The sequence below is a fragment of the Streptococcus sp. Marseille-Q5855 genome (assembly GCF_946901985.1).
Classification (GTDB): domain Bacteria; phylum Bacillota; class Bacilli; order Lactobacillales; family Streptococcaceae; genus Streptococcus.
The window spans coordinates 420,177-443,488 of sequence record NZ_CAMPPR010000006.1; the positions used below are offsets into that span (position 1 = coordinate 420,177).

At 41.4% G+C, this 23,312-nt stretch carries 26 protein-coding genes and 1 pseudogene; 5 read left to right on the top strand and 22 right to left on the bottom strand.

Annotated features, from left to right (window positions below; all coding sequences use genetic code 11):
• Positions 1-62: 62 nt before the first annotated feature.
• Both OC529_RS08530 and OC529_RS08535 read right to left on the bottom strand, forming a co-directional pair.
• Positions 63-917: a MetQ/NlpA family ABC transporter substrate-binding protein gene (locus tag OC529_RS08530; protein ID WP_033685605.1), complete on the bottom strand. Its 855-nt coding sequence runs from the start codon at positions 915-917 to the stop codon at positions 63-65.
• Between the two features lie 153 nt (positions 918-1,070).
• Positions 1,071-1,901 carry an amino acid ABC transporter substrate-binding protein gene (locus OC529_RS08535; protein WP_049513066.1) on the bottom strand — a complete coding sequence of 277 codons (831 nt, stop codon included), beginning with the start codon at positions 1,899-1,901 and terminating at the stop codon, positions 1,071-1,073.
• 94 nt (positions 1,902-1,995) lie between these two features.
• On the opposite strand from OC529_RS08535, the gene OC529_RS08540 reads away from it, so the two are divergent.
• On the top strand, positions 1,996-2,139 hold the full coding sequence (locus OC529_RS08540; protein ID WP_153299911.1) for a hypothetical protein: 144 nt from the start codon (positions 1,996-1,998) through the stop codon (positions 2,137-2,139).
• A gap of 18 nt (positions 2,140-2,157) precedes the next feature.
• On the opposite strand, the gene OC529_RS08545 is transcribed toward OC529_RS08540, so the two are convergent.
• From OC529_RS08545 to tsaB, 11 genes and pseudogenes are all read right to left on the bottom strand, one after another.
• Positions 2,158-2,481 carry an AzlD domain-containing protein gene (locus tag OC529_RS08545; protein WP_261060004.1) on the bottom strand — a complete coding sequence of 108 codons (324 nt, stop codon included), beginning with the start codon at positions 2,479-2,481 and terminating at the stop codon, positions 2,158-2,160.
• Positions 2,471-3,166 carry an AzlC family ABC transporter permease gene (locus tag OC529_RS08550; RefSeq protein ID WP_078135725.1) on the bottom strand — a complete coding sequence of 232 codons (696 nt, stop codon included), beginning with the start codon at positions 3,164-3,166 and terminating at the stop codon, positions 2,471-2,473. Before OC529_RS08550 ends, OC529_RS08545 begins: the two co-directional genes overlap by 11 nt.
• 158 nt (positions 3,167-3,324) lie before the next feature.
• The gene (locus tag OC529_RS08555; protein ID WP_262081944.1) at positions 3,325-4,551 is read right to left on the bottom strand and encodes an MFS transporter; all 1,227 of its coding nucleotides are present in this window, start codon (positions 4,549-4,551) and stop codon (positions 3,325-3,327) included.
• 150 nt (positions 4,552-4,701) lie between these two features.
• Complete coding sequence (locus OC529_RS08560) at positions 4,702-4,986, bottom strand: hypothetical protein (protein WP_262081945.1); 285 nt, start codon at positions 4,984-4,986, stop codon at positions 4,702-4,704.
• Between the two features lie 230 nt (positions 4,987-5,216).
• Positions 5,217-5,435, bottom strand: a pseudogene (locus tag OC529_RS08565) (MutR family transcriptional regulator); the annotation flags it as partial.
• A 70-nt stretch (positions 5,436-5,505) separates the two neighbouring features.
• The gene (locus OC529_RS08570; RefSeq protein ID WP_262081946.1) at positions 5,506-6,174 is read right to left on the bottom strand and encodes a CPBP family intramembrane glutamic endopeptidase; all 669 of its coding nucleotides are present in this window, start codon (positions 6,172-6,174) and stop codon (positions 5,506-5,508) included.
• 67 nt (positions 6,175-6,241) lie between these two features.
• Complete coding sequence (locus OC529_RS11790) at positions 6,242-6,421, bottom strand: hypothetical protein (protein WP_316043907.1); 180 nt, start codon at positions 6,419-6,421, stop codon at positions 6,242-6,244.
• Between the two features lie 290 nt (positions 6,422-6,711).
• On the bottom strand, positions 6,712-7,575 hold the full coding sequence (locus OC529_RS08580; protein ID WP_050271615.1) for an XRE/MutR family transcriptional regulator: 864 nt from the start codon (positions 7,573-7,575) through the stop codon (positions 6,712-6,714).
• A 106-nt stretch (positions 7,576-7,681) separates the two neighbouring features.
• Positions 7,682-8,692 (bottom strand): tRNA (adenosine(37)-N6)-threonylcarbamoyltransferase complex transferase subunit TsaD, encoded by a 1,011-nt coding sequence (gene tsaD / locus OC529_RS08585; protein ID WP_262081947.1) that lies wholly within the window; start codon positions 8,690-8,692, stop codon positions 7,682-7,684.
• On the bottom strand, positions 8,682-9,119 hold the full coding sequence (gene rimI / locus OC529_RS08590; protein ID WP_000569844.1) for a ribosomal protein S18-alanine N-acetyltransferase: 438 nt from the start codon (positions 9,117-9,119) through the stop codon (positions 8,682-8,684). The genes tsaD and rimI overlap by 11 nt, the downstream gene beginning before the upstream one ends.
• Positions 9,116-9,799: a tRNA (adenosine(37)-N6)-threonylcarbamoyltransferase complex dimerization subunit type 1 TsaB gene (gene tsaB / locus OC529_RS08595; protein ID WP_000865719.1), complete on the bottom strand. Its 684-nt coding sequence runs from the start codon at positions 9,797-9,799 to the stop codon at positions 9,116-9,118. The genes rimI and tsaB overlap by 4 nt, the downstream gene beginning before the upstream one ends.
• Positions 9,800-9,976: 177 nt before the next feature.
• On the opposite strand from tsaB, the gene cibA reads away from it, so the two are divergent.
• Positions 9,977-10,162, top strand: coding sequence for a fratricide two-peptide bacteriocin subunit CibA (gene cibA / locus OC529_RS08600; RefSeq protein ID WP_000180841.1), 186 nt, complete (start codon positions 9,977-9,979; stop codon positions 10,160-10,162).
• A gap of 1 nt (position 10,163) precedes the next feature.
• Positions 10,164-10,316: a fratricide two-peptide bacteriocin subunit CibB gene (gene cibB / locus OC529_RS08605; protein WP_000974044.1), complete on the top strand. Its 153-nt coding sequence runs from the start codon at positions 10,164-10,166 to the stop codon at positions 10,314-10,316.
• A 320-nt stretch (positions 10,317-10,636) separates the two neighbouring features.
• Here cibB and OC529_RS08610 read toward each other — a convergent pair whose 3' ends face one another.
• Positions 10,637-10,852, bottom strand: a complete 216-nt coding sequence (locus OC529_RS08610; RefSeq protein ID WP_000282482.1) for a hypothetical protein — start codon at positions 10,850-10,852, stop codon at positions 10,637-10,639.
• Between the two features lie 280 nt (positions 10,853-11,132).
• On the opposite strand from OC529_RS08610, the gene OC529_RS08615 reads away from it, so the two are divergent.
• A complete protein-coding gene (locus OC529_RS08615) occupies positions 11,133-11,366 on the top strand; it encodes a DNA-dependent RNA polymerase subunit epsilon (RefSeq protein ID WP_000639572.1) in 234 nt (77 codons plus the stop codon).
• A 1-nt stretch (position 11,367) separates the two neighbouring features.
• Complete coding sequence (gene rnjA, locus OC529_RS08620; RefSeq protein WP_050205233.1) at positions 11,368-13,047, top strand: ribonuclease J1; 1,680 nt, start codon at positions 11,368-11,370, stop codon at positions 13,045-13,047.
• Positions 13,048-13,082: 35 nt separating this feature from the next.
• Here the strand turns inward: rnjA and mnmG are convergent, their stop codons facing one another.
• The 8 genes from mnmG to OC529_RS08660 all read right to left on the bottom strand — a co-directional run bounded on the left by mnmG (position 13,083) and on the right by OC529_RS08660 (position 23,273).
• A complete protein-coding gene (gene mnmG, locus OC529_RS08625; RefSeq protein ID WP_262081948.1) occupies positions 13,083-14,996 on the bottom strand; it encodes a tRNA uridine-5-carboxymethylaminomethyl(34) synthesis enzyme MnmG in 1,914 nt (637 codons plus the stop codon).
• 9 nt (positions 14,997-15,005) lie between these two features.
• Positions 15,006-15,461, bottom strand: a complete 456-nt coding sequence (locus OC529_RS08630; RefSeq protein ID WP_262081949.1) for an NUDIX hydrolase — start codon at positions 15,459-15,461, stop codon at positions 15,006-15,008.
• A gap of 140 nt (positions 15,462-15,601) precedes the next feature.
• On the bottom strand, positions 15,602-16,723 hold the full coding sequence (gene mnmA / locus OC529_RS08635; RefSeq protein WP_262081950.1) for a tRNA 2-thiouridine(34) synthase MnmA: 1,122 nt from the start codon (positions 16,721-16,723) through the stop codon (positions 15,602-15,604).
• A 155-nt stretch (positions 16,724-16,878) separates the two neighbouring features.
• Positions 16,879-18,273, bottom strand: a complete 1,395-nt coding sequence (argH, locus tag OC529_RS08640; protein WP_262081951.1) for an argininosuccinate lyase — start codon at positions 18,271-18,273, stop codon at positions 16,879-16,881.
• A gap of 28 nt (positions 18,274-18,301) precedes the next feature.
• Positions 18,302-19,498 carry an argininosuccinate synthase gene (locus OC529_RS08645; RefSeq protein ID WP_138703219.1) on the bottom strand — a complete coding sequence of 399 codons (1,197 nt, stop codon included), beginning with the start codon at positions 19,496-19,498 and terminating at the stop codon, positions 18,302-18,304.
• A gap of 16 nt (positions 19,499-19,514) precedes the next feature.
• Positions 19,515-20,321, bottom strand: coding sequence for an ABC transporter substrate-binding protein (locus OC529_RS08650; RefSeq protein ID WP_262081952.1), 807 nt, complete (start codon positions 20,319-20,321; stop codon positions 19,515-19,517).
• Positions 20,322-20,526: 205 nt separating this feature from the next.
• Positions 20,527-21,168 carry an ABC transporter ATP-binding protein gene (locus OC529_RS08655; RefSeq protein WP_138704930.1) on the bottom strand — a complete coding sequence of 214 codons (642 nt, stop codon included), beginning with the start codon at positions 21,166-21,168 and terminating at the stop codon, positions 20,527-20,529.
• Entirely contained in the window at positions 21,165-23,273 is a 2,109-nt protein-coding gene (locus tag OC529_RS08660; RefSeq protein WP_262081953.1) for a bacteriocin-associated integral membrane family protein, read from the bottom strand. The genes OC529_RS08655 and OC529_RS08660 overlap by 4 nt, the downstream gene beginning before the upstream one ends.
• Positions 23,274-23,312 lie beyond the last annotated feature (39 nt).

Genomic DNA, 23,312 nt, shown 5'->3' on the forward strand with positions numbered 1-23,312 from the left:
ACAATCCATGCTCTATACAAAAGCAAGAGGTGGAATTCTCTCTCCCACCTCCCTGTTTCTTATTACCAAACTGGTTGATCCAAACCGTCTGATGTTTCTTCGATAACTTTTTTCACTTCATCTGTATGGTAAGCTGCGATCACTTTCTTGATAGCGTCAGCTTTTGGTGATGTTTCCCAATCTTTTTTCGCAACGATGATGTTGTACCATTGTTTTGAGTTTTCATCAGCTTGTTCTTTGAAAAGTGCTTTCTTGTAGTCCAATTTTGCTTCTGTAACGAAGGTATTGTTTACAACGGCAGCGTCAACTGATGACAATGAACGAGCTGTTTGGCTAGCGTCCAATTCAGTGATTTTCAAGTTCTTTGGATTTTCTTTGATGTTAGCAACTGTTGCAAGAGCAGTTCCTGAAACGTCCAATTTAATCAAGCCAGCTGATTGAAGCAAGTAAAGCGCACGGCTTTCGTTTGTAGCATCGTTCGGTACAGCGATTTCTCCGTTTGCTGGGATGTCTTCTACTTTAGTGTACTTGTTGTCACTTCCATTCAAACCTGAGTAAAGGCGGATTGGAGAGATGTAAGTATCAGCAATCGCTACAAGGTCTTTTCCGTTTTCTTTGTTCCAGTTGTTCAAGAAGTTGTAGTGTTGGAAAGCGTTCAAGTCTACTTCGCCATCAGCAGTTGCCTTGTTTGGTTGTGAGTAGTCTGTGAACTCTGTAAATTCCAAAGTGATTCCGTCTTTTTTAACCAATTCTTGAACTTTATCCCAACGAGCTTCTTCAGAACCGCTACGGTTGACAGTTGCAATTTTGATAGTTGTTGCATTGTCTGCTTTCTTTTCTGAGTTTCCGCAAGCTGCGAGAGCCAAACCTGCGACTGTAGCAAGGGCTGCTACACCAAGCCATTTTTTAATTTTCATGATTCTTTCTCCTTAAAAATAATACCGTACTAGTATCTCATACTTTGTTCAATTGCACAAATTGTTATTAGATAGTCAGATATATAGTTTAAAACTATATATCTAAAAACTGAGAAATCACCCATCTTACTCAGAATGGATGACTTCAAGAAATTATTTAATATCAGCTTCTGCCGGTAGGTAAGTGTCTCCGAAGAATTGTTTAGACAATTTTTCAAGCGTTCCGTCTTTATAGAGTTCTTTGATGCGTTTGTCTACAAATGATTTCAACTCATCTTGACCTTGAGCAAGAAGTGGGTAAACGTACGGTTGTTGGTCGCTTGGAAGTTCAATGACTTTCAAGTTGTCCAAACCTTGGTTCTTGATGACTGTTTCAACACCGATTTTATCAAAAATTTTATAGTCAAATTGGCCATCGCTCAAACGTACCATGATTTGTTGGAAGTCTGCCTTAGTATAGTTAAGGATAGTTGGGTTGTCCGGGTGTTCAGCGTTGTATGCTTCTAACTGCTTAGCTGATGTAGTGGCTTGAACGACTTCCGTCGATTTTCCACCAATATCAGCGAGAGACTTGATACTAGAGTCATCTTTCTTCACTACAAGGACATTAGGGTTTTGGGCAATTGGTGCGGCATAGAGGTATTTCTCCGCACGTTCTTTAGTGTAGCTAAGATTGTTGACAGCCATATTGTAACGGTCAGCGTCAAGACCAGCAAAGACACCTGACCATTCTGTCTTTTCAAACTTGACATCATACTTGTCAGAGTCTTTAAAGATAGCGCGAACGACTTCAATCTCGTAACCAGTCAATTCGCCATTTTCTTCATAGATAAATGGCTTTGGTGATCCATTGGTTGCAACGATGATTTCTTTCTTGCTAGCTGCTTCTCCTTCTTTCTTAGCACCACCTGAGCAAGCTGCTAACACACCTGCAGCAATAAGCCCTAGGGCAGCAAGAGATGAGTATTTAACGATTTTTTTCATGTCATTTCCTCCTAAATAGAATACCTTATAATCTTAACAGAAAAAGAGCATTTACGCCATTATATGATATCTATCTCTGTGATAGGTTTTCTTTATGGCTGATTTATACTCAATGAAAATCAAAGAGCAAACTAGAAAGCTAGCCGCAGGTTGCTCAAAACACTGTTTTGAGGTTGGAGATAAGACTGACGAAGTCAGTTACATATACCTACGGAAAGGCAAAGCTGACGTGGTTTGAAGAGATTTTCGAAGAGTATTAAAAGACCAAACGTAAAACTGCAATTAAGACCACTCCAAAGAGAACTGTTCCGACTAGATTGCGGTAGCGAAAGGCTACCCAAGCTGTTGGAAAGACTGCTAAGAAGTCCAGCCATTTAATTTGAGGAAGGCTCCCAACCTTACCTGTCACTACGCTTGAAAGAATCAAGGCAAAGATAATAGAGACGGGCAAGAACTTCAAAAAACGCTCAACGATCGCAGGCAAGCCCTTATACTTGACCACGATGAAGGGAATCATACGGGGAATCCAGGTCACAAGACCAGAGAAAATAACTGCTAATAAAAGATACTTACTGACCATCTAAAACCACCCCCATTGTACAACCTAGCAAGGTCGCAAACAGAACAGCTAGTGACTGAGACACCACTGTCAAGAGCAAAAAGAAGGACACCGCAACAACTGCTAAGATAATGAGCAGATTGCGGACAGGAATCCGTCTTTGCATAATCTGGAATTGCGAAGCAAAAATGCCGATAAACATCCCAACCAGGGCAAAATCTAAACCAAAGATTTCTGGATTTGGCAGCAGGCCACCCAGAGCCGTTCCGACCACTGTTCCCACAAACCAAGCCACATAACTGTTGAGATTGTTCCCGTGCATCCACATAGGATTGACCTTGTCTGCATGGGCCAACTCGCCCATCAAGACGCCATAGGTCTCATCTGTCAAGATACTAGACATACCGATATTGTGCCAGAGACTAGTATGACGAAAATAGGTCGACGCATGCAAACTCAACAAAAAGAGACGCAAATTGATCAAAAAAACCGTCATAGCAATAGCTGCCACAGGAGCTTGAACCGCAATCAGTGCCAACATGGCAAACTGGGCGCTCCCAGCATAAACAAAGAGGCTCATCAAGCCCATCTCTACAGGTGTCACATAGGGCGCACCGATAATCCCACAGGCCAGGCCGATACTGACATAACCAAGGGCCGTTGGCATAGCCGCCTGCGCCCCTTCCCAAAATCCTTTTTCTTTCATCTTTCTCCTCATATTGTCTTAATAAGTGGGCTGAAAAGGCTCCAGCCACAGCATGGACTATTATAACACATTCAGGAAAGAGAAAAAAGTCTGCTGATTGTAGCTATCATAAAAAGACTGGCAATCCAGTCTCAAACATATATTAGACAAATTCTCCGCTAAATACTTTCACGAATATTCAAGAGCATGACAAAGGCAACTAGAAGAAATAGCAATAAAACAAAGCTAACTGCCAGAGTTCCAAAGCTAGTAGCAATGGTTACCAAAGCTATTGTAAATAAGCTAGGTAAAACAACCGTAATGGCACCGATAGAAGATTGAACTGCTCCCATTGACTCCTCAGGTATTTGTTTAAAGACGAGTTCTTGCAATCTAGGAGAGAGAACACCTGCGAAAAAGGCATCCAAGGCACTAAAGATGAGAATCCAGTCAAAACGAACTGTGGCAAATCCTACTAGAAGAAGCAACTGGATAACAAGTGAGGCATAGAGAGCTGTTTTTATAGAAATCGTATTTTTCAGATAGCCACTTACAAGGCTTCCGACAATCAGGGCTGACAGTTCAAAAGTGGATAGCAAGGCAAGAGATTGACCTGTTTGTAAATTCAAAAAGGGTTGATTCCTCAAAAATAGAGTAGAAACAGGAACTGTAACATTTATCACTGCTTGACTAATAGAAATAATAAACAAAACCAAGAGCACCTTATTCATATTCCATATCAATTTCGATGATTGGAGCAAATGCTGGCAAAAGGATTTTACAGAGAGTCCTTCTTGATAGCTAATCGTTTTTTCTACTTTCAAGAGGTCAGTTTTTATGAAGAGGATACCTAAAAATGCGATTAAAAAGGTAAGAGCGTTCAGTAAGGAAATAAACTGGATGGATAGAATACCTAGTAAGACTCCTCCTAGGATATTACTGATTGTTTTCACTAAACTAACAGTTGATTGTTTAAACCCAATAGCTTCTGCCAGATGGTCTTGCCCAATAATTCTAATAAAAATCGGAGTGAGCATGGCGCCTGAAAAATAACTCAATGTGTCAGACAAGAGGTTAATCAGACAAATAAAGGCTACTAATAACAAGGAAAAGGACTGCCCTGAAAGGGACAAGGACACTATAGAGTAAAGCAAAAATTTTGCAAAACTAATGACTGTGTATTTCAAGACACGATGATGTTGAAAATCCGCCAAAACTCCCAGAAAGATTTGTAGAACTTGGGGCAGGGTTTCTGAAATCGTGATGAGTAAAATCGCCAAAGGTGCAAAAGAGGCATCTGCCACATAATTCAAAAAAGCCAGATAAAAAATCGTATCCCCAAGTGTTGAAATCCACTGGTTGATGGTTAATTGCCTAAAATCTCTATTTTGAAGAAATACTTTCATCACAACTCCTTTTTAAATTCCAGTTAGAATTTTTATTCCAGTGTATCAAAAATAAGACTTGGTTTAGTATTGAGTTCCAAGTCTCGCTTATATATTTTTCATGTTAGATTCATTCATTATATAACCGTTAATACCGTATTTTATAATAAATCATATCTTAAAAATACCAGACCACACTATTCCCTGCTTGTATTTGGCTTCTTTCTTTTGGACAAATTTTGCTAAATCCAACAACTCTGTCGGCGGTTCACCTTTAAAGTTCAATAATTCTTTAGAGACGGCAAATGAGAGATGTACAGCTAGCAAATCTTCACTACTACTAGAAAACTGTTTCGCTGTTTCTAGCAATTGCTTCCTAAATTCTTCCGTCAAGCTGATTTCTTTATTATTGTACAGGGAATGAATTAAAATTTGTAACTGACTCTGCTTTTCCATCGTTTACCTCATTTTATCTAGGACGCCAAGTTTCACTTTTAGTCCAACTATTTACAATATGCTCAGAATTAAACATATACTGTCCGAATTCCCATCTATAAACCACTTCTGCGACTTAGGATTTGCTTCAAGTACTTTACAAGGATAGTATAACACGGAAATTGGCTTATTTTAGAAAATCGCATATTTGACATTTTTTCTCACAAAAATATCACATTTGCGATTGTTGACTAATCGATAAGTTCTTTGTATTGCTGAAAACGCAATTCGAATAGAGCTGTTAATTGTGGATTTTCTAATACTTGCAGAGATTGGATAAAGTGTTCAATCTCTTTTTGATTGCTTCCTTTAGTTTGAAGAAAGACACTCATTTTCTTTAAAAATTGCCACGATACTTTCTCAAAAACATCGTACGGACGCAACATGCTCTCCAACTCGGCTTCAAATAAAAGTTTCTTCATAGTAATTTAAAACTTTTTACCCAAATCAAATACTCTAAAATTTTCATCTTTTTAAGTCCTAGTGCAATAACATAAGAATCTGACCAATACCATTGTAGACTATATGCAGTCCAATAGGCCAATAAATGGACTTTGTCACTCTAAATAAGACTGCAAATATAAGACCGCCTCCCATATAGACGCAAAAGTCTGTCAAGACCCAACCATGACTACTAATGTGCAAGATTCCAAATAATATAGCTGATCCGAGTACATCCAGTCCCCATTTCTTCCCTTTCTCCAGAGCTGTCATCACTAATCCACGATAAATCATGTCTTCAAAAATGGGACCTGCAATCACAGGATAAAAAAAATACATCAAAAATGACGTAGCTCCTGTAAAAGTAGGAGCAGCATGTTGATAAGAAATTTCATTTCGAGTAGGTGGGAAAAGAAAAAAGGTGACAAAATTCCAAGCAACAAAAGCAAGCAGAGCTAGGAAGGAATAGAAAAGATAGGATCTTTTAAACTTTCTACTGTTGATTTTCTGCCATTTCCCCGACCAAATCATAGCAATAAGAGCAAATAAAACCACAAGAAAATGCAACATCATATCCGACAGATAATAGCCAAAGTCAGATAGACCAATAGCAAAGTCGCTAGATAAAACCAGACCACTAAGGTACTGATAAGCAATGACGAGTAGGAATGCTATAAAAAAGTAATAATGTAAGGTTATCTTTTTCATTCTATTTTCTCCTATACTATGAAATAAAGACAGCCCCTACCCAAGAAAAAGGCAAGGGCTTTGAATATCAATAACGACGTCTAGTCGCAGGAGCTGGAGGAGCAAAGTTAAAGTAGTTTTGCCATAGAGCACCTCCTCCATAACCTCCCCCAATATAAGCCAATGGAGGGTGTTCCTGTCCTCCATAAACTGTCTGCAACTCAGCTTCTGTCAATTCCATCGTTTCTGCAAATTGTAAATTTAACATCTTTTATACTCCTTCAATCGTTTTCTTCTTGTAAACCACTTCTGCAACCTAGGATTTGCTTCAAGTGCTTTACAAGGACAGTATAACACGAAAATTGGCTTATTTTAAAAAATCGCATATTTGATATTTTTTCTTATAGAAATTTCAGATTTGCGATTTTGGTGGATTTGATTATTTCTCTGGTATAATAAAGTTACTACTAACAAGGAGGGATATAATGATGAAAAAAAGAAAAATCCAACTGATACTCCTGCTTATTTCGGAGTGGGTTATCGTCTTCCCGTTTCTAATCAATCGATAAGTTCTTTGTATTGCTGAAAACGCAATTCGAAGAGGGCTGTTAATTGTGAATTTTCTAATACTTGCAGAGATTGGATAAAGTGTTCAATCTCTTTTTGATTACTTCCTTTGGTTTGAAGAAATATACTCATTTTCTTTAAAAATTGCCACGATAATTTCTCAAAAACATCGTATGGACGGAGCATACTCTCCAGCTCTGCTTCAAAGATTGGGATATAGGAGAAAAGCTTGCGCTCCATGAGCTCTGATAAGATATTTAATAGTCCTTGCTTCATATACAATCGATTGTGTACTAACTCTTTAAATTCTTTGGATTTTTCAAGCAAAGAGGTTGATAAAAAAATCAGATCTTGATTGCTTAGGAAGGGCATGGTATTGCAAAAAAGATAGAGTTCAAACCAGGTCCAAGACTCAATAGCATAGAGATAAGTAGTCAAAAACTCCCTATCCTCCTCTGTTAGCAGATAGCTCTTATTTAAGGAATGAATAGCATTTTTAATCACAATGGCATTCAAACAACGATAGGTCTCTGCCATCTGTCCTTGCTCGACTTCCTCCAACAGTTGCTCTAAGCCAGCTATATCTTGGTGGGCAAAGCGATCCACAACCCTCCTACCAATCTGCATATGTGGAGATTCTTGATAGTTGTTGAGTTTGTGCCCAAACTCATCAAAATTCATATTGATCCCTTGGATGGCTAGAATCAACTTATCCGCAGATAGCATAGACTGCCCTAGTTCAAACTTGGACAGCTGAGAAGCTGTTAGTCCAGCACAAGCCACATCTGACTGCTTGAGCTTTCTAGCCAAGCGCAACTCCTTGTAAAATTCTCCCAATTCCATTCTCTCGATCATCTTACCACCTCCTAGCTTTTGCATATTATATCATTATTTTTATAGTTTTGTCAAAATATTCTGACACTTTGGTGATTGAAAAAGCCAGCCTTAAGCTGACTCCATTTTATTCCATGGTATCAAAAGCGAGACTTGGTTTGGCATTGAGGTCCAAGCCTGAGAAGTTTTCTTTGTTCCACTCACTGACGCTGGCATAGGCAATCATTCCTGCATTGTCTCCGCAGAGGCGCAGAGGTGGGATGATGACATTGACATCTGTGATTTCAGCCGCCAGGCGTTCTCTGAGACCTTTATTGGCTGCCACACCACCTGCCACGACAAGGGTTTTAACAGGGTATTTCTCCAAAGCCTTCTTAGTTTTTGCCATAAGAATATCCAAGACAGCTGCTTGGAAGGAAGCACACAAATCCTCTGTGGACAAGCTCGCTCCCTTTTGCTCGGCATTGTGGTGAAGATTGATAAAGGCAGACTTCAAACCAGAGAATGAAAACTCCAGATTATCTTCCTTGATCATGGCACGAGGGAAATCATAAATATCCTGTCCCTGATGAGCTAGCTTGTCGATCTCACGACCAGCAGGATAGGTCAAGCCCATGACACGGCCGACCTTATCATAGGCCTCGCCAACCGCGTCATCTCGCGTTTCCCCAACAATCTTGTAGTCACCAGCCTCCGAAACATAAACCAACTCTGTGTGTCCACCGCTAACCAAGAGGGCTAGCAAGGGAAACTCCAAAGGCTCTACATTTTGAGCTGCCATGAGGTGACCAGCCATGTGGTTAACAGGGATAAGTGGAAGTCCATGTGCCCAAGCAAAGGCCTTAGCAGCTGACAAGCCAACTAGCAAGGCTCCGACCAAGCCTGGTCCATAGGTAACTGCCACAGCTGTCACATCCTCTTCTGTAATCTCTGCTTCTGCCAGTGCCTCCTCGATACAGGCTGTAATGACCTCGACATGGTGACGACTGGCTACTTCAGGCACTACGCCCCCAAAACGTTTGTGACTCTCAATTTGACTAGCAATGACATTGGACAAGAGCTCATCGTCGTTTTTCAAGACGGCAACACTAGTCTCATCACAGGATGTCTCAAATGCTAAAATATATCTATCCTTCATCTATTTCTCTCTTCATAATGATGGCGTCCTCGGCTGGATCATGGTAGTAGGCCTTTCGCTCAGCGATGACTGCCATCTTTTCTTTCTTGTAAAATGCTTGCGCTCGTTGGTTTGACTTTCTGACTTCTAGGAAAATCTCCTTGTCTGTCGGCAATTGAGCAAACAAGGCTGATGCAATTCCCTGACCCTGATAGTCTCCTTTAACAGCGATTTGCAGGACTTCTGCTTCAAAGATATTTTCCTGAACAGCTAGAAAACCAATCACTTCTGCCCCATCATAAGCCAGAGCATACCAAGTCTGGTCTTGAGCCAGGTCTGCTTGGATTTGTTCCAGCGTCCAAGGACTGACTGAGTAAACATCCACCATGACAGCGTAGATGGCTTGAGCCAGTTCAGGCTGTTGTTGGATTCGTTTGATTTCTATCATAGGCGTTTAATGTAAGACTCACCAGACTCTGTGTGGTTCTTAAGCCAGTTTTCCTCAGCCTCGACACGCTTGAGGTAGTTAGGCACAAAGTCGTGCAAGGAGTCTGCTGCCTTGTCCCAGGCCCAGAGAGCTAGATTAGCTGCATTTGGCAAGGTTTCTTTGAAATTAGTCCTTGGCAAGTGTTCTTGAATCTGCTCAACAAAGGGGCCAACTTCTCCGACAAAGGTTACCTGACTAGCACCCTTGATTAGCTCAATCACTCGATCAAAAGGCAGGTGCGCTTCTGGCATGACAGGTTTCGCATTTTCATAAAATCCTGCGTAAACATTGTTGCGACGCGCATCTATCAAAGGGACGAACAAGCCTTCTTGTTGGTATGGCACCAGAGCCAAGAGGCTAGACATACCAACCAACTCGATGTTCAGGGTATGAGCTAAGGTCTTGGCAGTTGCGACCGCAATTCGCAAGCCTGTGTAGCTACCTGGCCCTTCTGCCACCACGATTCGGTCCAAATCCTTGGGCGTCCAGTCCAAACTCTCCATCAAAAAATCGATGGCTGGCATGAGGGTAATACTGTGATTTTTCTTAATATTAATCGTCGTCTCGGCAAGAACCTGCTTGTCCTCTAAAATAGCGAGAGAAAGAGCCTTGCTGGACGTATCAAAAGCTAATACTTTCATAACACATTCCTATCTTTTTGTCTGCTTACTATTATACTACAAAAGCTGGCACATGGGAATTTTCTTTATCCCTAAACAAGAGTGCCCTCACTTAACTAAAAATAATTTAAAAAAATGTTCACTTTTCCTTTTCTTTTACGAATATAAAAGTGAACAAGAAAAAAGGAGGAAAGTTCAATGACAAATTTTGACGTTCTTGACAATCAATTTTTATCCTTATCTGAAAATGAATTATCAGATATTGATGGCGGTCTCGCTCCCTTGGTTATCTTTGGAGTAGCAGTATCTTGGAAAGCTATTGCAGGTGGAACAGCACTTATAGGTTCTGGTTTGGCAGCTGGTTATTTTTTAGGAGGAGATTAATATGATGAAAGATTTGAACAACTATTGTGAAATTTCTAATAAGGAATTGCAAGAAATAAAGGGTGGCTTTGGTGTAGGTGTTGGTATCGCTTTATTTATGGCAGGTTATACCATTGGAAAAGACCTTCGTAAAAAGTTTGGTAAGTCATGCTAGATAAGAAACACATTTTTAGAAGGATAAATTTTATTGTCTTCATCTCTTACAGTTTGCTCAGCATTCTCAATGATTTAAACATTACTACTATCCCTTTACCATTCGATTTATCTGTTTGTATTGTTTTATTTTTATGCTTCAACTCTATTTTTGAGCAGAACAATGACTCCCATAAAAATAATAAGCTCTGAAAATTCCATTGTCATGTCATTTTAAAAAATGCAAAACCGCCTCATCTGGATAGATGGGGTGGAATTTTCGTATAGTAAATCTACTATCTCTTTATCCCCAAACAAAAAACCCCAGCATAAGCGGGGCATCTAAGCATTTAATCCAAAGTAAAATACAAACCAAACGACATAGGTTACGAGGAGGAGAAAAAGCGAGTAGAGAGTCACAAAGGTAATTTTCCACAAGAACTTAGTTTGTCGTCGTTCCATTTTGGCAAATAGAAGATTCCCTCCATAAACACAAGCAACAAAAACGATAAAAGCTACCAAGCGAGCTCCGATAGCAAAAGCAAATAAGTTATACATAGGGCAACCTCCTTGACTTAAAAACTATATGGAATTATGACAAGCAATAAATTTCACTTCCGTTATCAATATAACACATTTTCTTCGTTTTTGCAAGCGCTTACTAAAGGAATTATCCCATGACTTTCTCGTTTCCGTCTTTTACTAATTTTTCATTTTGTGGTATAATTGAAATAATTGTAACGAATCAAGGTCAATCTAGACACAAAATGGAATGAAATCAAGCAAATCTATGCTAAAAGTTTGGAATAAGCTGACCTGTAAAATAGAAAGGAACTATATGATTTACAAAGTTTTTTATCAAGAAACAAAAGAACGTAGCCCACGTCGTGAAACAACACGCGCACTATACCTAGACATCGATGCCAGCTCAGAACTTGAGGGCCGTATCGCTGCTCGCCAACTTGTCGAAGAAAATCGCCCAGAGTACAATATCGAGTATATCGAACTCTTGTCTGACAAATTGCTAGATTACGAAAAAGAAACTGGCGCCTTCGAAATCACGGAGTTCTAATATGGCCTATACTCTTAAACCTGAAGAAGTTGGCGTTTTTGCCATTGGTGGTCTGGGAGAAATCGGGAAAAACACATACGGAATTGAATACCAAGACGAGATTATCATCGTCGATGCTGGGATTAAATTCCCAGAAGATGATTTGCTGGGTATCGACTACGTCATTCCTGACTACTCTTACATCGTAGACAATATCGACCGCGTCAAGGCTGTCTTAATCACACACGGACACGAGGACCACATCGGTGGGATTCCATTCCTACTCAAGCAAGCAAATGTCCCTATCTACGCTGGGCCGCTTGCCTTGGCTTTGATCCGTGGGAAACTCGAAGAACACGGCCTCTTGCGCAACGCCAAACTTTACGAAATCAACCACAACACTGAGTTGACCTTTAAAAATCTCAAGGCAACTTTCTTTAGAACGACTCACTCTATTCCAGAACCTTTGGGGATTGTCATTCATACTCCTCAAGGGAAAATTGTCTGTACGGGTGACTTCAAGTTTGACTTAACACCAGTTGGTGAACCAGCAGATTTGCACCGTATGGCAGCTCTTGGTGAAGACGGTGTACTCTGTCTCCTGTCTGACTCGACAAATGCAGAAATTCCAACCTTTACCAACTCTGAAAAAGTCGTTGGCCAGTCCATCATGAAGATTATCCAAGGCATAGAGGGACGTATCATCTTTGCATCCTTTGCCTCAAATATCTTCCGTCTCCAGCAAGCAACAGAAGCTGCTGTTAAGACTGGGCGCAAGATCGCTGTCTTTGGTCGTTCTATGGAAAAGGCCATTGTCAACGGAATCGATCTTGGCTACATCAAAGCTCCTAAGGGAACCTTTATCGAGCCAAATGAAATCAAAGACTACCCTGCAGGAGAAATTCTGATCCTCTGTACAGGTAGCCAGGGGGAGCCGATGGCAGCCCTCTCTCGTATCGCCAACGGAACCCACCGTCAGGTACAACTCCAACCAGGTGATACAGTTATCTTCTCTTCTAGTCCAATCCCTGGAAATACGACTAGCGTCAACAAGCTGATTAACATCATTTCTGAAGCTGGTGTCGAAGTTATCCACGGTAAGGTTAACAATATCCATACATCTGGACACGGTGGCCAGCAAGAGCAAAAACTTATGCTCCGCTTGATTAAGCCAAAATACTTCATGCCTGTCCACGGTGAATACCGCATGCAAAAAGTCCACGCTGGACTAGCAGTGGATACTGGTGTTGAGAAGGACAATATCTTTATCATGAGCAATGGTGATGTGCTTGCCCTTACCGCAGATTCTGCTCGTATCGCAGGTCATTTCAACGCCCAAGATATCTATGTCGATGGAAATCGTATCGGTGAAATCGGTGCTGCTGTCCTTAAAGATCGTCGCGATCTATCTGAAGACGGTGTCGTTCTGGCAGTCGCAACTGTCGACTTCAAGTCTCAGATGATTCTATCTGGTCCAGACATCCTCAGCCGAGGCTTTGTCTACATGAGAGAGTCTGGAGACTTGATTCGCCAAAGCCAGCGTATCCTCTTCAATGCAATTCGTATCGCACTGAAAAACAAGGACGCTAGCGTGCAATCAGTCAATGGTGCCATTGTCAACGCTATTCGCCCCTTCCTCTATGAAAATACAGAACGTGAACCAATCATTATCCCGATGATCCTCACACCAGATGAAGAATAAATTATAAAACAGCCCCGTCTTAGGAGCTGTTTTTTCTATGCTTTCTTTTCTTGATTTTTAGAAATACTACGATTTTTACCTTCCAGATACACCATCAAAATAGAAATATCTGCTGGGTTTACTCCCGAAATACGGCTGGCTTGGCCGATGGTTTCTGGATTGATGAGTTTGAACTTCTGACGGGCTTCCGTTGCGATAGAATCAATGTCATCCCAGTCTATATTGGCTGGAATGCGTTTTTCTTCCATGCGTTTCATCTTGGCAACCTGATCCATGGCTTTGGAAATATAGCCTTCGTACTTGATTTCTGTTTCAATCAATTCGATAATCTTGTCATCCAAGTCCTCTGCAGCTGGTCCGATGAAGGCCACCACATCTTGATAAGAAACTTCTGGACGGCGAAGGAATTCCTTGGCTGTCACTGCATCTGTCAACGGCTTGAAGCCCATCTCCTCAACCTTAGCATTGGTTTCCTTGACTGGCTTGAGTTTGATGCTGTCTAAGCGTTTCATCTCATTTTCAAATTGATTTTTCTTGATTTCAAAACGAGCCCAGCGTTCATCATCCACAAGGCCAATCTCACGTCCCATCTCTGTCAAACGCATATCAGCATTGTCATGGCGGAGAATGAGACGGTATTCAGCACGACTGGTCAAGAGACGATAGGGTTCAATAGTTCCCTTGGTCACCAAATCATCAATCATCACTCCGATATAACCATCACTGCGCTTCAAAATCAACTCAGGCTTGCCTTGGATTTTCAGAGCCGCATTGATACCAGCGATAATCCCTTGGCCAGCAGCTTCTTCGTAACCTGACGTTCCATTTGTCTGACCAGCAGTAAAGAGTCCTGAGATTTTCTTGGTTTCCAAAGTCGCACGCAACTGGTGAGGCAAGACCATGTCATACTCAATGGCATAACCAGTTCGCATCATCTCAGCATTTTCCAAGCCTTTGATGGAATGAACCAAGTCACGTTGGACATCCTCAGGCAGACTGGTTGAAAGTCCTTGGACATAAACTTCCTCTGTATTGCGCCCTTCTGGCTCTAGGAAAAGTTGGTGACGTTCCTTGTCCGCAAAGCGCACAATCTTGTCCTCAATCGACGGACAGTAACGAGGCCCTACTCCCTTGACCACACCTGTAAACATAGGCGCACGGTGGAGGTTGTTTTGGATAATCTCATGACTGGTACCATTGGTATAGGTCAACCAGCATGGCACTTGATCTTTGACATAATCCTCATCACGTGAAGTGTATGAGAAGTGATTAGGCGCTTCGTCCCCTGGCTGAATCTCTGTCACATCGTAGTTGATTGAAGAAGCCTTGACACGTGGAGGTGTCCCTGTCTTGAAACGACCAATTTCGAGGCCCAGTTCCTTGAGATTGTCAGCAAGGTTAATAGAAGCTAGGCTGTGGTTAGGACCTGATGAGTACTTGAGGTCTCCAATGATAATTTCCCCACGGAGGGCAGTCCCTGTCGTCACGATAACAGACTTAGCAGCATACTCTTGGTGAGTAGCTGTACGGACACCGACAACCTTGCCATCTTCCACCAAAATCTCATCAATCATGGTTTGACGAAGGGTCAGATTCTCTTGATTTTCAACCGTCTTGCGCATCTCCTTAGAGTAAAGTTCCTTGTCAGCCTGCGCACGAAGGGCACGGACAGCTGGCCCCTTCCCTGTGTTGAGCATCTTCATCTGGATGTAAGTCTTGTCAATAGTCTTGGCCATCTCGCCACCGAGGGCATCAACTTCACGCACAACGATCCCCTTGGCAGAACCACCGATAGAGGGGTTACAAGGCATGAAAGCCAGCATTTCAATGTTGATAGTCGCAAGCAAGACCTTACAGCCCATACGGCTAGCAGCTAAGGAAGCCTCAACCCCAGCGTGTCCCGCACCGATTACAATAATATCGTATTCTTCAGTAAAATTATAAGTCATGTTTCTCTCCTATTCCTCAAGATGAATGTGTCTTAGTTGGTCGTCCCAATCTGGTAGGGCTGTTTTTAGAAAGGCTGGAACTAGCTGGATATTCTGGAGCTGGTCCAAGTCAATCCATTCGCAAGGTTGCGTCTTCTCATCTTCCTGCATGGTCAATGGGGCATCTTCAAGCAAATCCACCAGATAATGAAACTCGATATTGTGATAGGAAACACCGTCCTGTTCAAAACGATTTTCAACCACGAAAGCTAGCTGGCCAGCTTGAGCTTTGACACCCAATTCTTCCCTCACTTCACGGACTACCGCGTCTTCCGTGCTTTCATTGACTTGAATCGCACCGCCGATAGTGTAATACTTGCCCTTATCTTTGGTAACTAGGAGTTTGCGATTTTGAAGAATCAAAGCTGTCGCCCGAACGCCAAAAACTGTATTTCCTGCTTTTGTCCGAAAATCTTGTTGAGTCATTTTTGTCCTTTCCTCTAAACGACACAAAAACAGTCAAAACTCCAAAGAAGTGCAGGACAAAAAAGCCTGCAACATCCATGAGCTTTGACCATCATTTCTATTGCTTTTATTATTGTAGCAAATTGAGAAAATTTGTCAATCTAAATGTACTGACAAACTTGTCCGTCGCGGTAAGCATTGTCAATCAAACCACCACCTAGACACTCTTCGCCATCGTAAAAGACAACTGCCTGACCTGGTGTGATGGCGCGTTGTGGTTCCGCAAAGATGACCTCTGCCTTGTCTCCTTTGACATGGACGGTCACCTTAGAATCAGGCTGACGGTAGCGGAATTTTGCTGTGCATTCTAGCGTAAATTCCTCTGGCATTTCACGAGTAAAGTGAACCTGACTGGCCTCTAGGCTGGTTGACATGAGCGAGTCATGGTAGAAACCTTGGCCTACATAGAGAATATTCTTGCTTAGGTCTTTTCCGACAACGAACCAAGGTGAATTGTCACCACCGTGTTGTCCACCGATACCGAGACCTCCACGCTGACCAATCGTATAGTACATCAGACCAGCATGCTCACCCATATCACGACCATCCACTGTCATCATACGACCAGGCTGAGCTGGCAGATAGTTGCTGAGGAAATTTTTAAAGTTCTTTTCTCCGATAAAGCAAATCCCTGTCGAGTCTTTCTTCTTAGCAGTCGCAAGGCCTGCTTCTTCTGCTAGTCTGCGTACTTCCGGCTTTTCCAAATGCCCCAGTGGGAACATGGTTTTTTGGAGTTGTTCTTGCGAAAGTTGGCTGAGGAAATAGGTCTGATCCTTGCCATTGTCCACGCCACGAAGCATGTGAACAGTGCCATCCTCATCACGCGCTACACGAGCATAGTGACCAGTCGCTACATAGTCTGCCCCCAAGGTCATGGCATAGTCCAAAAAGGCCTTGAACTTGATCTCCTTGTTGCACATAACATCTGGATTTGGCGTGCGCCCTGCACGGTATTCCGCTAGGAAATACTCGAAAACGCGGTCCCAGTACTCTTTTTCAAAATTGACAGAGTAGTACGGAATGCCAATCTGGTCTGCCACCGCAGCCACATCCTTGTAATCTTCGGTCGCCGTACAAACGCCGTTTTCATCTGTGTCATCCCAGTTCTTCATGAAGATACCGATCACATCGTAGCCCTGCTCCTTGAGAAGAAGAGCCGTCACCGACGAATCGACACCACCACTCATCCCCACGACAACACGTGTTTTAGAGTTATCACTCATGGTAAGTCTCCCATCTATTCGTTTATTCACGATTGAAGGTCGTGTGTGCTTCACGATTGAAGGTCGCTTGAGCAGTATTCATTATAACACGCTTGGTTGGAGAAGACAAGAAAGAGGCTGTCAATCTACCAGCCTCTTATTCTGAACCTATCAATCTAGCACTTTCTAGCTTCATTCGCTTTCTTAGCGACTGCAATTTGGTATTTCACTTGGTCAAATCCTGTACCTCCCAAGGAATTTCGTCTTTGAACAGCAGTTTTAGGTTGTAAGTAGACATAAATATCCTCGGCAATGAGGGAATGATAGGTTTGTAATTCCTCCAAAGTCCAATCTTGAATATTTTTAGCAGACTTGATAGAGTCTAACACTAATCTTCCCACAACCTCATGAGCTTCTCTAAATGGCAAACCTTTCCCTGCCAAATAATCTGCTAACTCAGTTGCATTTGAAAAGTCCTTCTCTGTAGATTCTTGCATTTTTTCCTTGTTTACCTGCAAGCTGGATAACATACCTGCCAATACATCAAGGGAATTTAAAATCGTTTCGACCGTGTCAAACATTCCTTCCTTATCCTCTTGCAAATCCTTATTATAAGCTAAAGGCAAGGACTTCATGACTGTCAACAGTCCAAACAGATTCCCATAAACTCTGCCAGTCTTTCCTCGAATCAACTCAGCCATATCTGGATTTTTCTTTTGGGGCATAATAGAGGAACCTGTTGTAAACGTATCTGACAAGGTAATGAATTGGTACTCAAAACTACACCAATTGATCATTTCTTCGCAAAAACGGCTCATATGCATCATGAGTATGCTGGCATTGGATAGAAATTCTAAGATAAAATCGCGGTCACTAACAGCATCCAAAGAATTTGTATAAGGTTGCTTAAACTCTAACAAATCGCTAGACAATTGGCGATCAATGGGGAAAGTCGTCCCTGCCAAAGCTGCCGCACCTAGAGGGCATAGGTCTGTATGCTTCTGGTTAAATTCAAAACGTTCACTGTCTCTCTGAAACATATTGTAGTAAGCCATCAGGTGGTGGGCAAAACTAATAGGCTGGGCATGTTGCAGATGGGTATAGCCCGGCATAATCGTCTCCACATGATTTTCCGCCAAGTCTAATAAAACACCCTTGAGATGAGTCAGTTTATCTAGGACATGACCTAGTTGCTCCTTGAGATACAAGTGCATATCTGTCGCAACTTGGTCATTTCGAGAACGAGCTGTATGTAACTTCCCTGCAAGGGGACCGATTTTTTCTGTCAGCAACACTTCCATATTCATATGAATATCTTCGTTTACGATATCAAAGTCAAGTTGACCTGCCTCTAGCTCTTCTAAAAGCTCTTTCAAACCTGCTTGAATCTTTTCTGACTCCTTCAAACTCAAAATGCCCGTCTGACCCAACATCTGAACGTGGGCTAAAGAACCAATCATATCAAATTTAGCTAATTTCTGGTCAAAAGATATACTCGCACCAAAGCGCTCTACCCAGTCTTCGACAGTACCTTCAAAGCGACCACCCCATAATTTTGTATTCTTAGCCATATCACATCCACCTCTCTATCCAATCGTCCTATTTGGCGCTTTTTTGAACCTCAGAATGAACCTTGGTTGGAAGTCCCCACAACTTAATAAAGCCAACAGCTGCATCTTGGTCAAAGGTATCTGCACTGGTATACGTCGCCAAATTTTCATCGTAAAGAGAATTTGGTGATTTCCGAGCTACAACCTGAGCACTCCCCTTATAGAGTTTGACTTTTGCAGTTCCATTGACAACTTTTTGAGTCTCTTTAATATAAGCAATCAAGGCTTGTGTAGCCGGACTAAACCACAAAGCATTATAAATGAGATTTGATAATTCATTTTCTATGATTGGTTTAAAATGAGCCACTTCTCTCACAAGCGTCAAGTCCTCAATTTCCTTATGAGCTGTCAGCAAGGTCACTGCCCCTGGACACTCATAGATTTCTCTTGATTTAATCCCAACCAAACGATTTTCCACGTGGTCAATCCGTCCGACCCCATGTTTTCCAGCTATTTCATTGAGTTTTTGAATCAAATCTGCCAATTTTAGCACTTCTCCATTGAGAGAAACTGGAACACCTTCACTAAACTCAATTTCAATGTATTCTGGCGTATCTGGAGCTTGCTCTGGAGAAGTTGTGATGCCAAAGGCTTCTTCTGGAGCCTGATTCCATGGATTTTCCAAAACACCACACTCATTAGCACGTCCCCAAAGATTTTGGTCAACAGAGTAGGGATTGTCAAGGTCAGCAGGAACAGGTACCCCATTTTCCTTTGCATAATGAATTTCTTCCTCCCGAGACCATTTCCATTCACGAACTGGCGCAATCACTTTTAAATTGGGATCCAAGGCTGCAATCGATACTTCAAAACGTACTTGGTCATTCCCCTTACCTGTACAACCATGAGCAATTGTAGTCGCTCCTGTCTGATGCGCTATTTCAACCAATTTTTTAGAAATAAGAGGGCGGCTCAAGGCAGATACCAAGGGGTACTTTTGTTCATAATAGGCATGTGACTGGAGAGCTACTAGCACATAATCTGTAGCAAATTCGTCCTTGACATCAATGACATAAGATTCGACTGCCCCAACCTTGAGAGCCTTATCATGGATGAAATCTAAGTCTTTCCCTTCACCCACATCCATACAAACTGCAACAACATCATAGTCTTTCTTCAGCCAGGTAATAGCAACTGATGTGTCTAAACCGCCAGAATAGGCCAAAATTACTTTTTCTTTACTCATATTCTTTTCCTTCTTTCTATTTTTCAATGGACGCTTTAAAGGCATCCTCAATGAGTTTGTCTAATTCTCCAGACTCCTTCAACTTTTGAATGGTTTTATCGATTGCCTCTTTCAATTCCTTGCTATCTTTTTTCATGGCGACCGCGTAGGAATCATCTTGCTCTTTTTCAAAATTGAGGTCTGCGATTGCTAAATCAGGATTATTTTCCACAAATCCCTTGGCAACTGGTTCTTCAAAGATAACGGCATCCACTTGTCCTGATTTTAAATCTGTAATTAAATTCCCATTTTTAGGCAGAGATACGAGGGATGAATTTTGTAGCAAATCTTTCGCCATCGTCTCTTGAATCGAACCTTTCTGCGCTCCGACCTTTTTCTGCGCCAAGTCGTTGACAGACTGATAAGTGGCTAAATCAGATTTTTTGACAATGAGCTTATTTTTTGAAGTATAGTAGGGAGTTGAAAAGTCAAACACCTTGCTCCGTTCATCTGTCTTAGAAACACCAGATATGGCAAGATCGGCTTTTCCTGATTGAACACTAGCCAGTACATTGTCAAAACTCATGGGTGATAGTTCCAATTCGACACCTAGTTCTGTTGCGATAGCCTTGGCTAATTCAATATCTGAACCCACAATCTGATTTTTCCCATCAACCACTTTTTGGTATTCAAATGGAGCAAAATCTGGATTGAGGGCTACAACCAATTTTCCTTTGGACTTGATAGCTTCAATTCCAGCCGATTGATTGTTACTACAAGCAAATAGTAGGGGGAGCATCACTAAACCAAACATCGTCATCAACACCTTCTTCATCTTATTCATAACAAAGCCTCCTTTATGTTTATTCTTTTTGGTTGTATAAATAATACTCCTATCCTCATCGTTTGTCAAGCCTAAATTGAAAAATTTTTCAATTTGAAACAAAAAAACCTAGAAATACTACATAAAAATGTCATTCCTAGGCGTATTTATGCTATTTCTCTCTGAAAACATGAGTATTCAGCCAGTCAAAAGAAGCCGAACTAACTCATTCCCCCTTGCCCAATTCAATGACGCGATGACATTGTTGGGCTACATAAGCATCGTGGGTCACAATAATGACTGTTTTCCCCTCTCGATTCATCTCTAGGAGAAACTTCAAGACCAAATCTCTATTTTCAGGGTCCAGAGAACCTGTTGGTTCATCGGCTAAAATCAGCTGGCTGGGTTTTAAGATGGCTCTAGCAACTGCAATTCGTTGTTGCTCCCCACCAGACAACTCGGAAACCTTTTGATGCAAAGTAGCTGACAAACCTACTCTCTCTAAAATTTCTTCCACCTTTTTGAGCTTATCTTTCTTAGACAATTTCACATATTTCAGCGCCAGCATAAGATTGTACTCGACCGTTTCATCATCAATCAGGGCAAAATTTTGAAACAGATAAGAGATATGTTCACGGATTATTGTTTGCGACTTAGCAGAATTGACCGCTAGATTTGTCTGACCAAAAATCTCATACCGTCCGCTATAATCACCATCTATCAAACCCAATAAATTTAACAAGGTCGACTTACCACTACCACTTTTGCCAACAATGGCTACCAAATCCCCCTGATCAATCCTGAGAGATAAGTTATCCAAAATCACTTTTCCCCCAATGGTTTTGGTAATATTTTCCAACTCAATCATAAGATGCCCCCTTTCAATAACTCTACTAGACTTCTTTTCTCCATCCTAGAAGCCAAGGCTAGCACAAATAGTATATCCAAACATGTAAAGCCTGCAAACAGCAGGAGTGGCAAGAGCGCATGGGCAAAGAAAATCAAGACTAGAAGAGGCAGACTATAGCCCAGCAAGAGCAGAACGAGGAGAGGACGGTAGCGATCGACCAGTTTCCACCCCATAAACTTCTTGGTAATGATATCCCTGCGCTTCAACAAGAAAGTGGTAACGAGTAAAAAGTAGGAGACAATCATACTGAGAAGAGCAAATAAGGCAAAAAGAACGTTAAAATTACGAACAGAATCTCGATAGGTATCAACCATCCCCTCTTGAATGGCTTGAATAGATGAAAATTTTAAATAATTTCCATCTGACAATTTCTCAACTAACTCTGTAATCTCTTTTTGATGTTGAACCGTATTTTCAATTTTAATCGGATTATTTAAGCCAGTTGTTGACAGGGAGGCTTTCTCATCCCACATCATATCAGAATCATTGACCAAGCTAATAATTGGATTGGAGAGATTTTCCTTTCGCTCATTATTATAAGGGAAGAAAGACCAATCTCCTTCATAGTAGGCAATTTCTACATCCATATCTTCTATTGTTTGCTTTTGCTGATCTTCATACCTCAGAGAAAGATAGGCGATGGATTTTCCCAAGAACTGATTCTTACCTTCTTGTCCTTTGTCACTGGCTGGCAACAAAATCACCTTTTTAGTGCCGGTATCTGGTAACTTGAATCCCTTGCTCTTTAGAAAATTGCTATTAGCATAGTAAACATCCACCGTATCTGTTAACTGATATTGCTGAATCTGTTCTGATTGGACAAAATTTTTTACAGGAAGACTGCTACTCTGCACATAGCCCGCCTGCGTTTTTTCTACCAAATCCTGATAAAATCGATAGAAATAATCTGTAGATTTCCCTGACCCTGCTAGCTCTTCTTGCCACAGATTATCATTGAGTTTGAAGGTTTCCAAGGTCAGGTAATTACCTTGACTTACCCACTGTTGCTGATAAGCAAGTTCTTTGTTTTCTTGTTCTAAACTTCTGCCCACCCCAATCAGTAAGGCCGTCAGTAAAATAGTTGTCCCTATTTTCATCACATAATTGAAGATAAGACCAAGTTTGACAGATGAAAAACCTTTCAACATGGAACTGACTGTCATTTTCTGAATCATCAGGTAGGTCAGCCAACTGATGAACAAATACAACTGTAAAAGTAGAAATTGGGATAAGAGTAAACTTGGGAACAAAAGTTTTGGTCTATAGTCCAGCACTAAAAATAGTCCCAAGTCAATAACAAGACTTCCACCCAAGAGAAGATAAAAATTAGTCTTTACAAAACCAGCTAAAATCGCCCTGCTTTGAAAACCAAGTAACTTTTGAACCCCCACTCGTTTCATCTCCATCATCGGCTGATAAACTGTCATTAAAATCACAAGCAAGATTGCCAAGATAAAGATAATGATAGATAGTAACAACTCTTGATTTAGCACTCCAACCTGACTTCGGTAAGTGGGTTCTAATAAAATCGTCTTATCTATCTGGAAAAAATCACTCCACTTTTGTAGAATGGTATCACGATCTATCTCTTTGCTGGAGGTAATCATGTAGCGCCCATTTACAGTATGGGATTTATCCTCAATATAGGATCGAAAGGTCTGGAGTCGAATGAGTTTCACCTTTAAAAAGGTGGGAATGGTTCCTAGATTATTGGGAAGGTCCTGGTTGCTATAGACTCCCTTCTCATTCTTTGAAAAATCAAGAGAAGTCAGACCGAACTCCTGATAGGGGAAGGTTTCCTTATTAAAAACACCAGCCTTGACGGCCTCATCGCCATTATCTACTTTGATAATAGAGACCTTGTCTTGACTTGCAACCTCTTCAAAAAACTGGAGAATCGTTTCTGTCGGTTTAGTGACATCTTTCAAGTACAAGTCAAATGAATAAGTTGTCTTGCCCATCTCCTGAATCCGCACTATTTCTCGTGTAACATTTACATTCAGGACAAAAAACGTAGTACACAGCAAGAGCAAGAGCATACAAAGATGACTGATTTTTTTCATAGAAATACCTCCCGTGAAGAGACGAAAGCGAGATAGGTG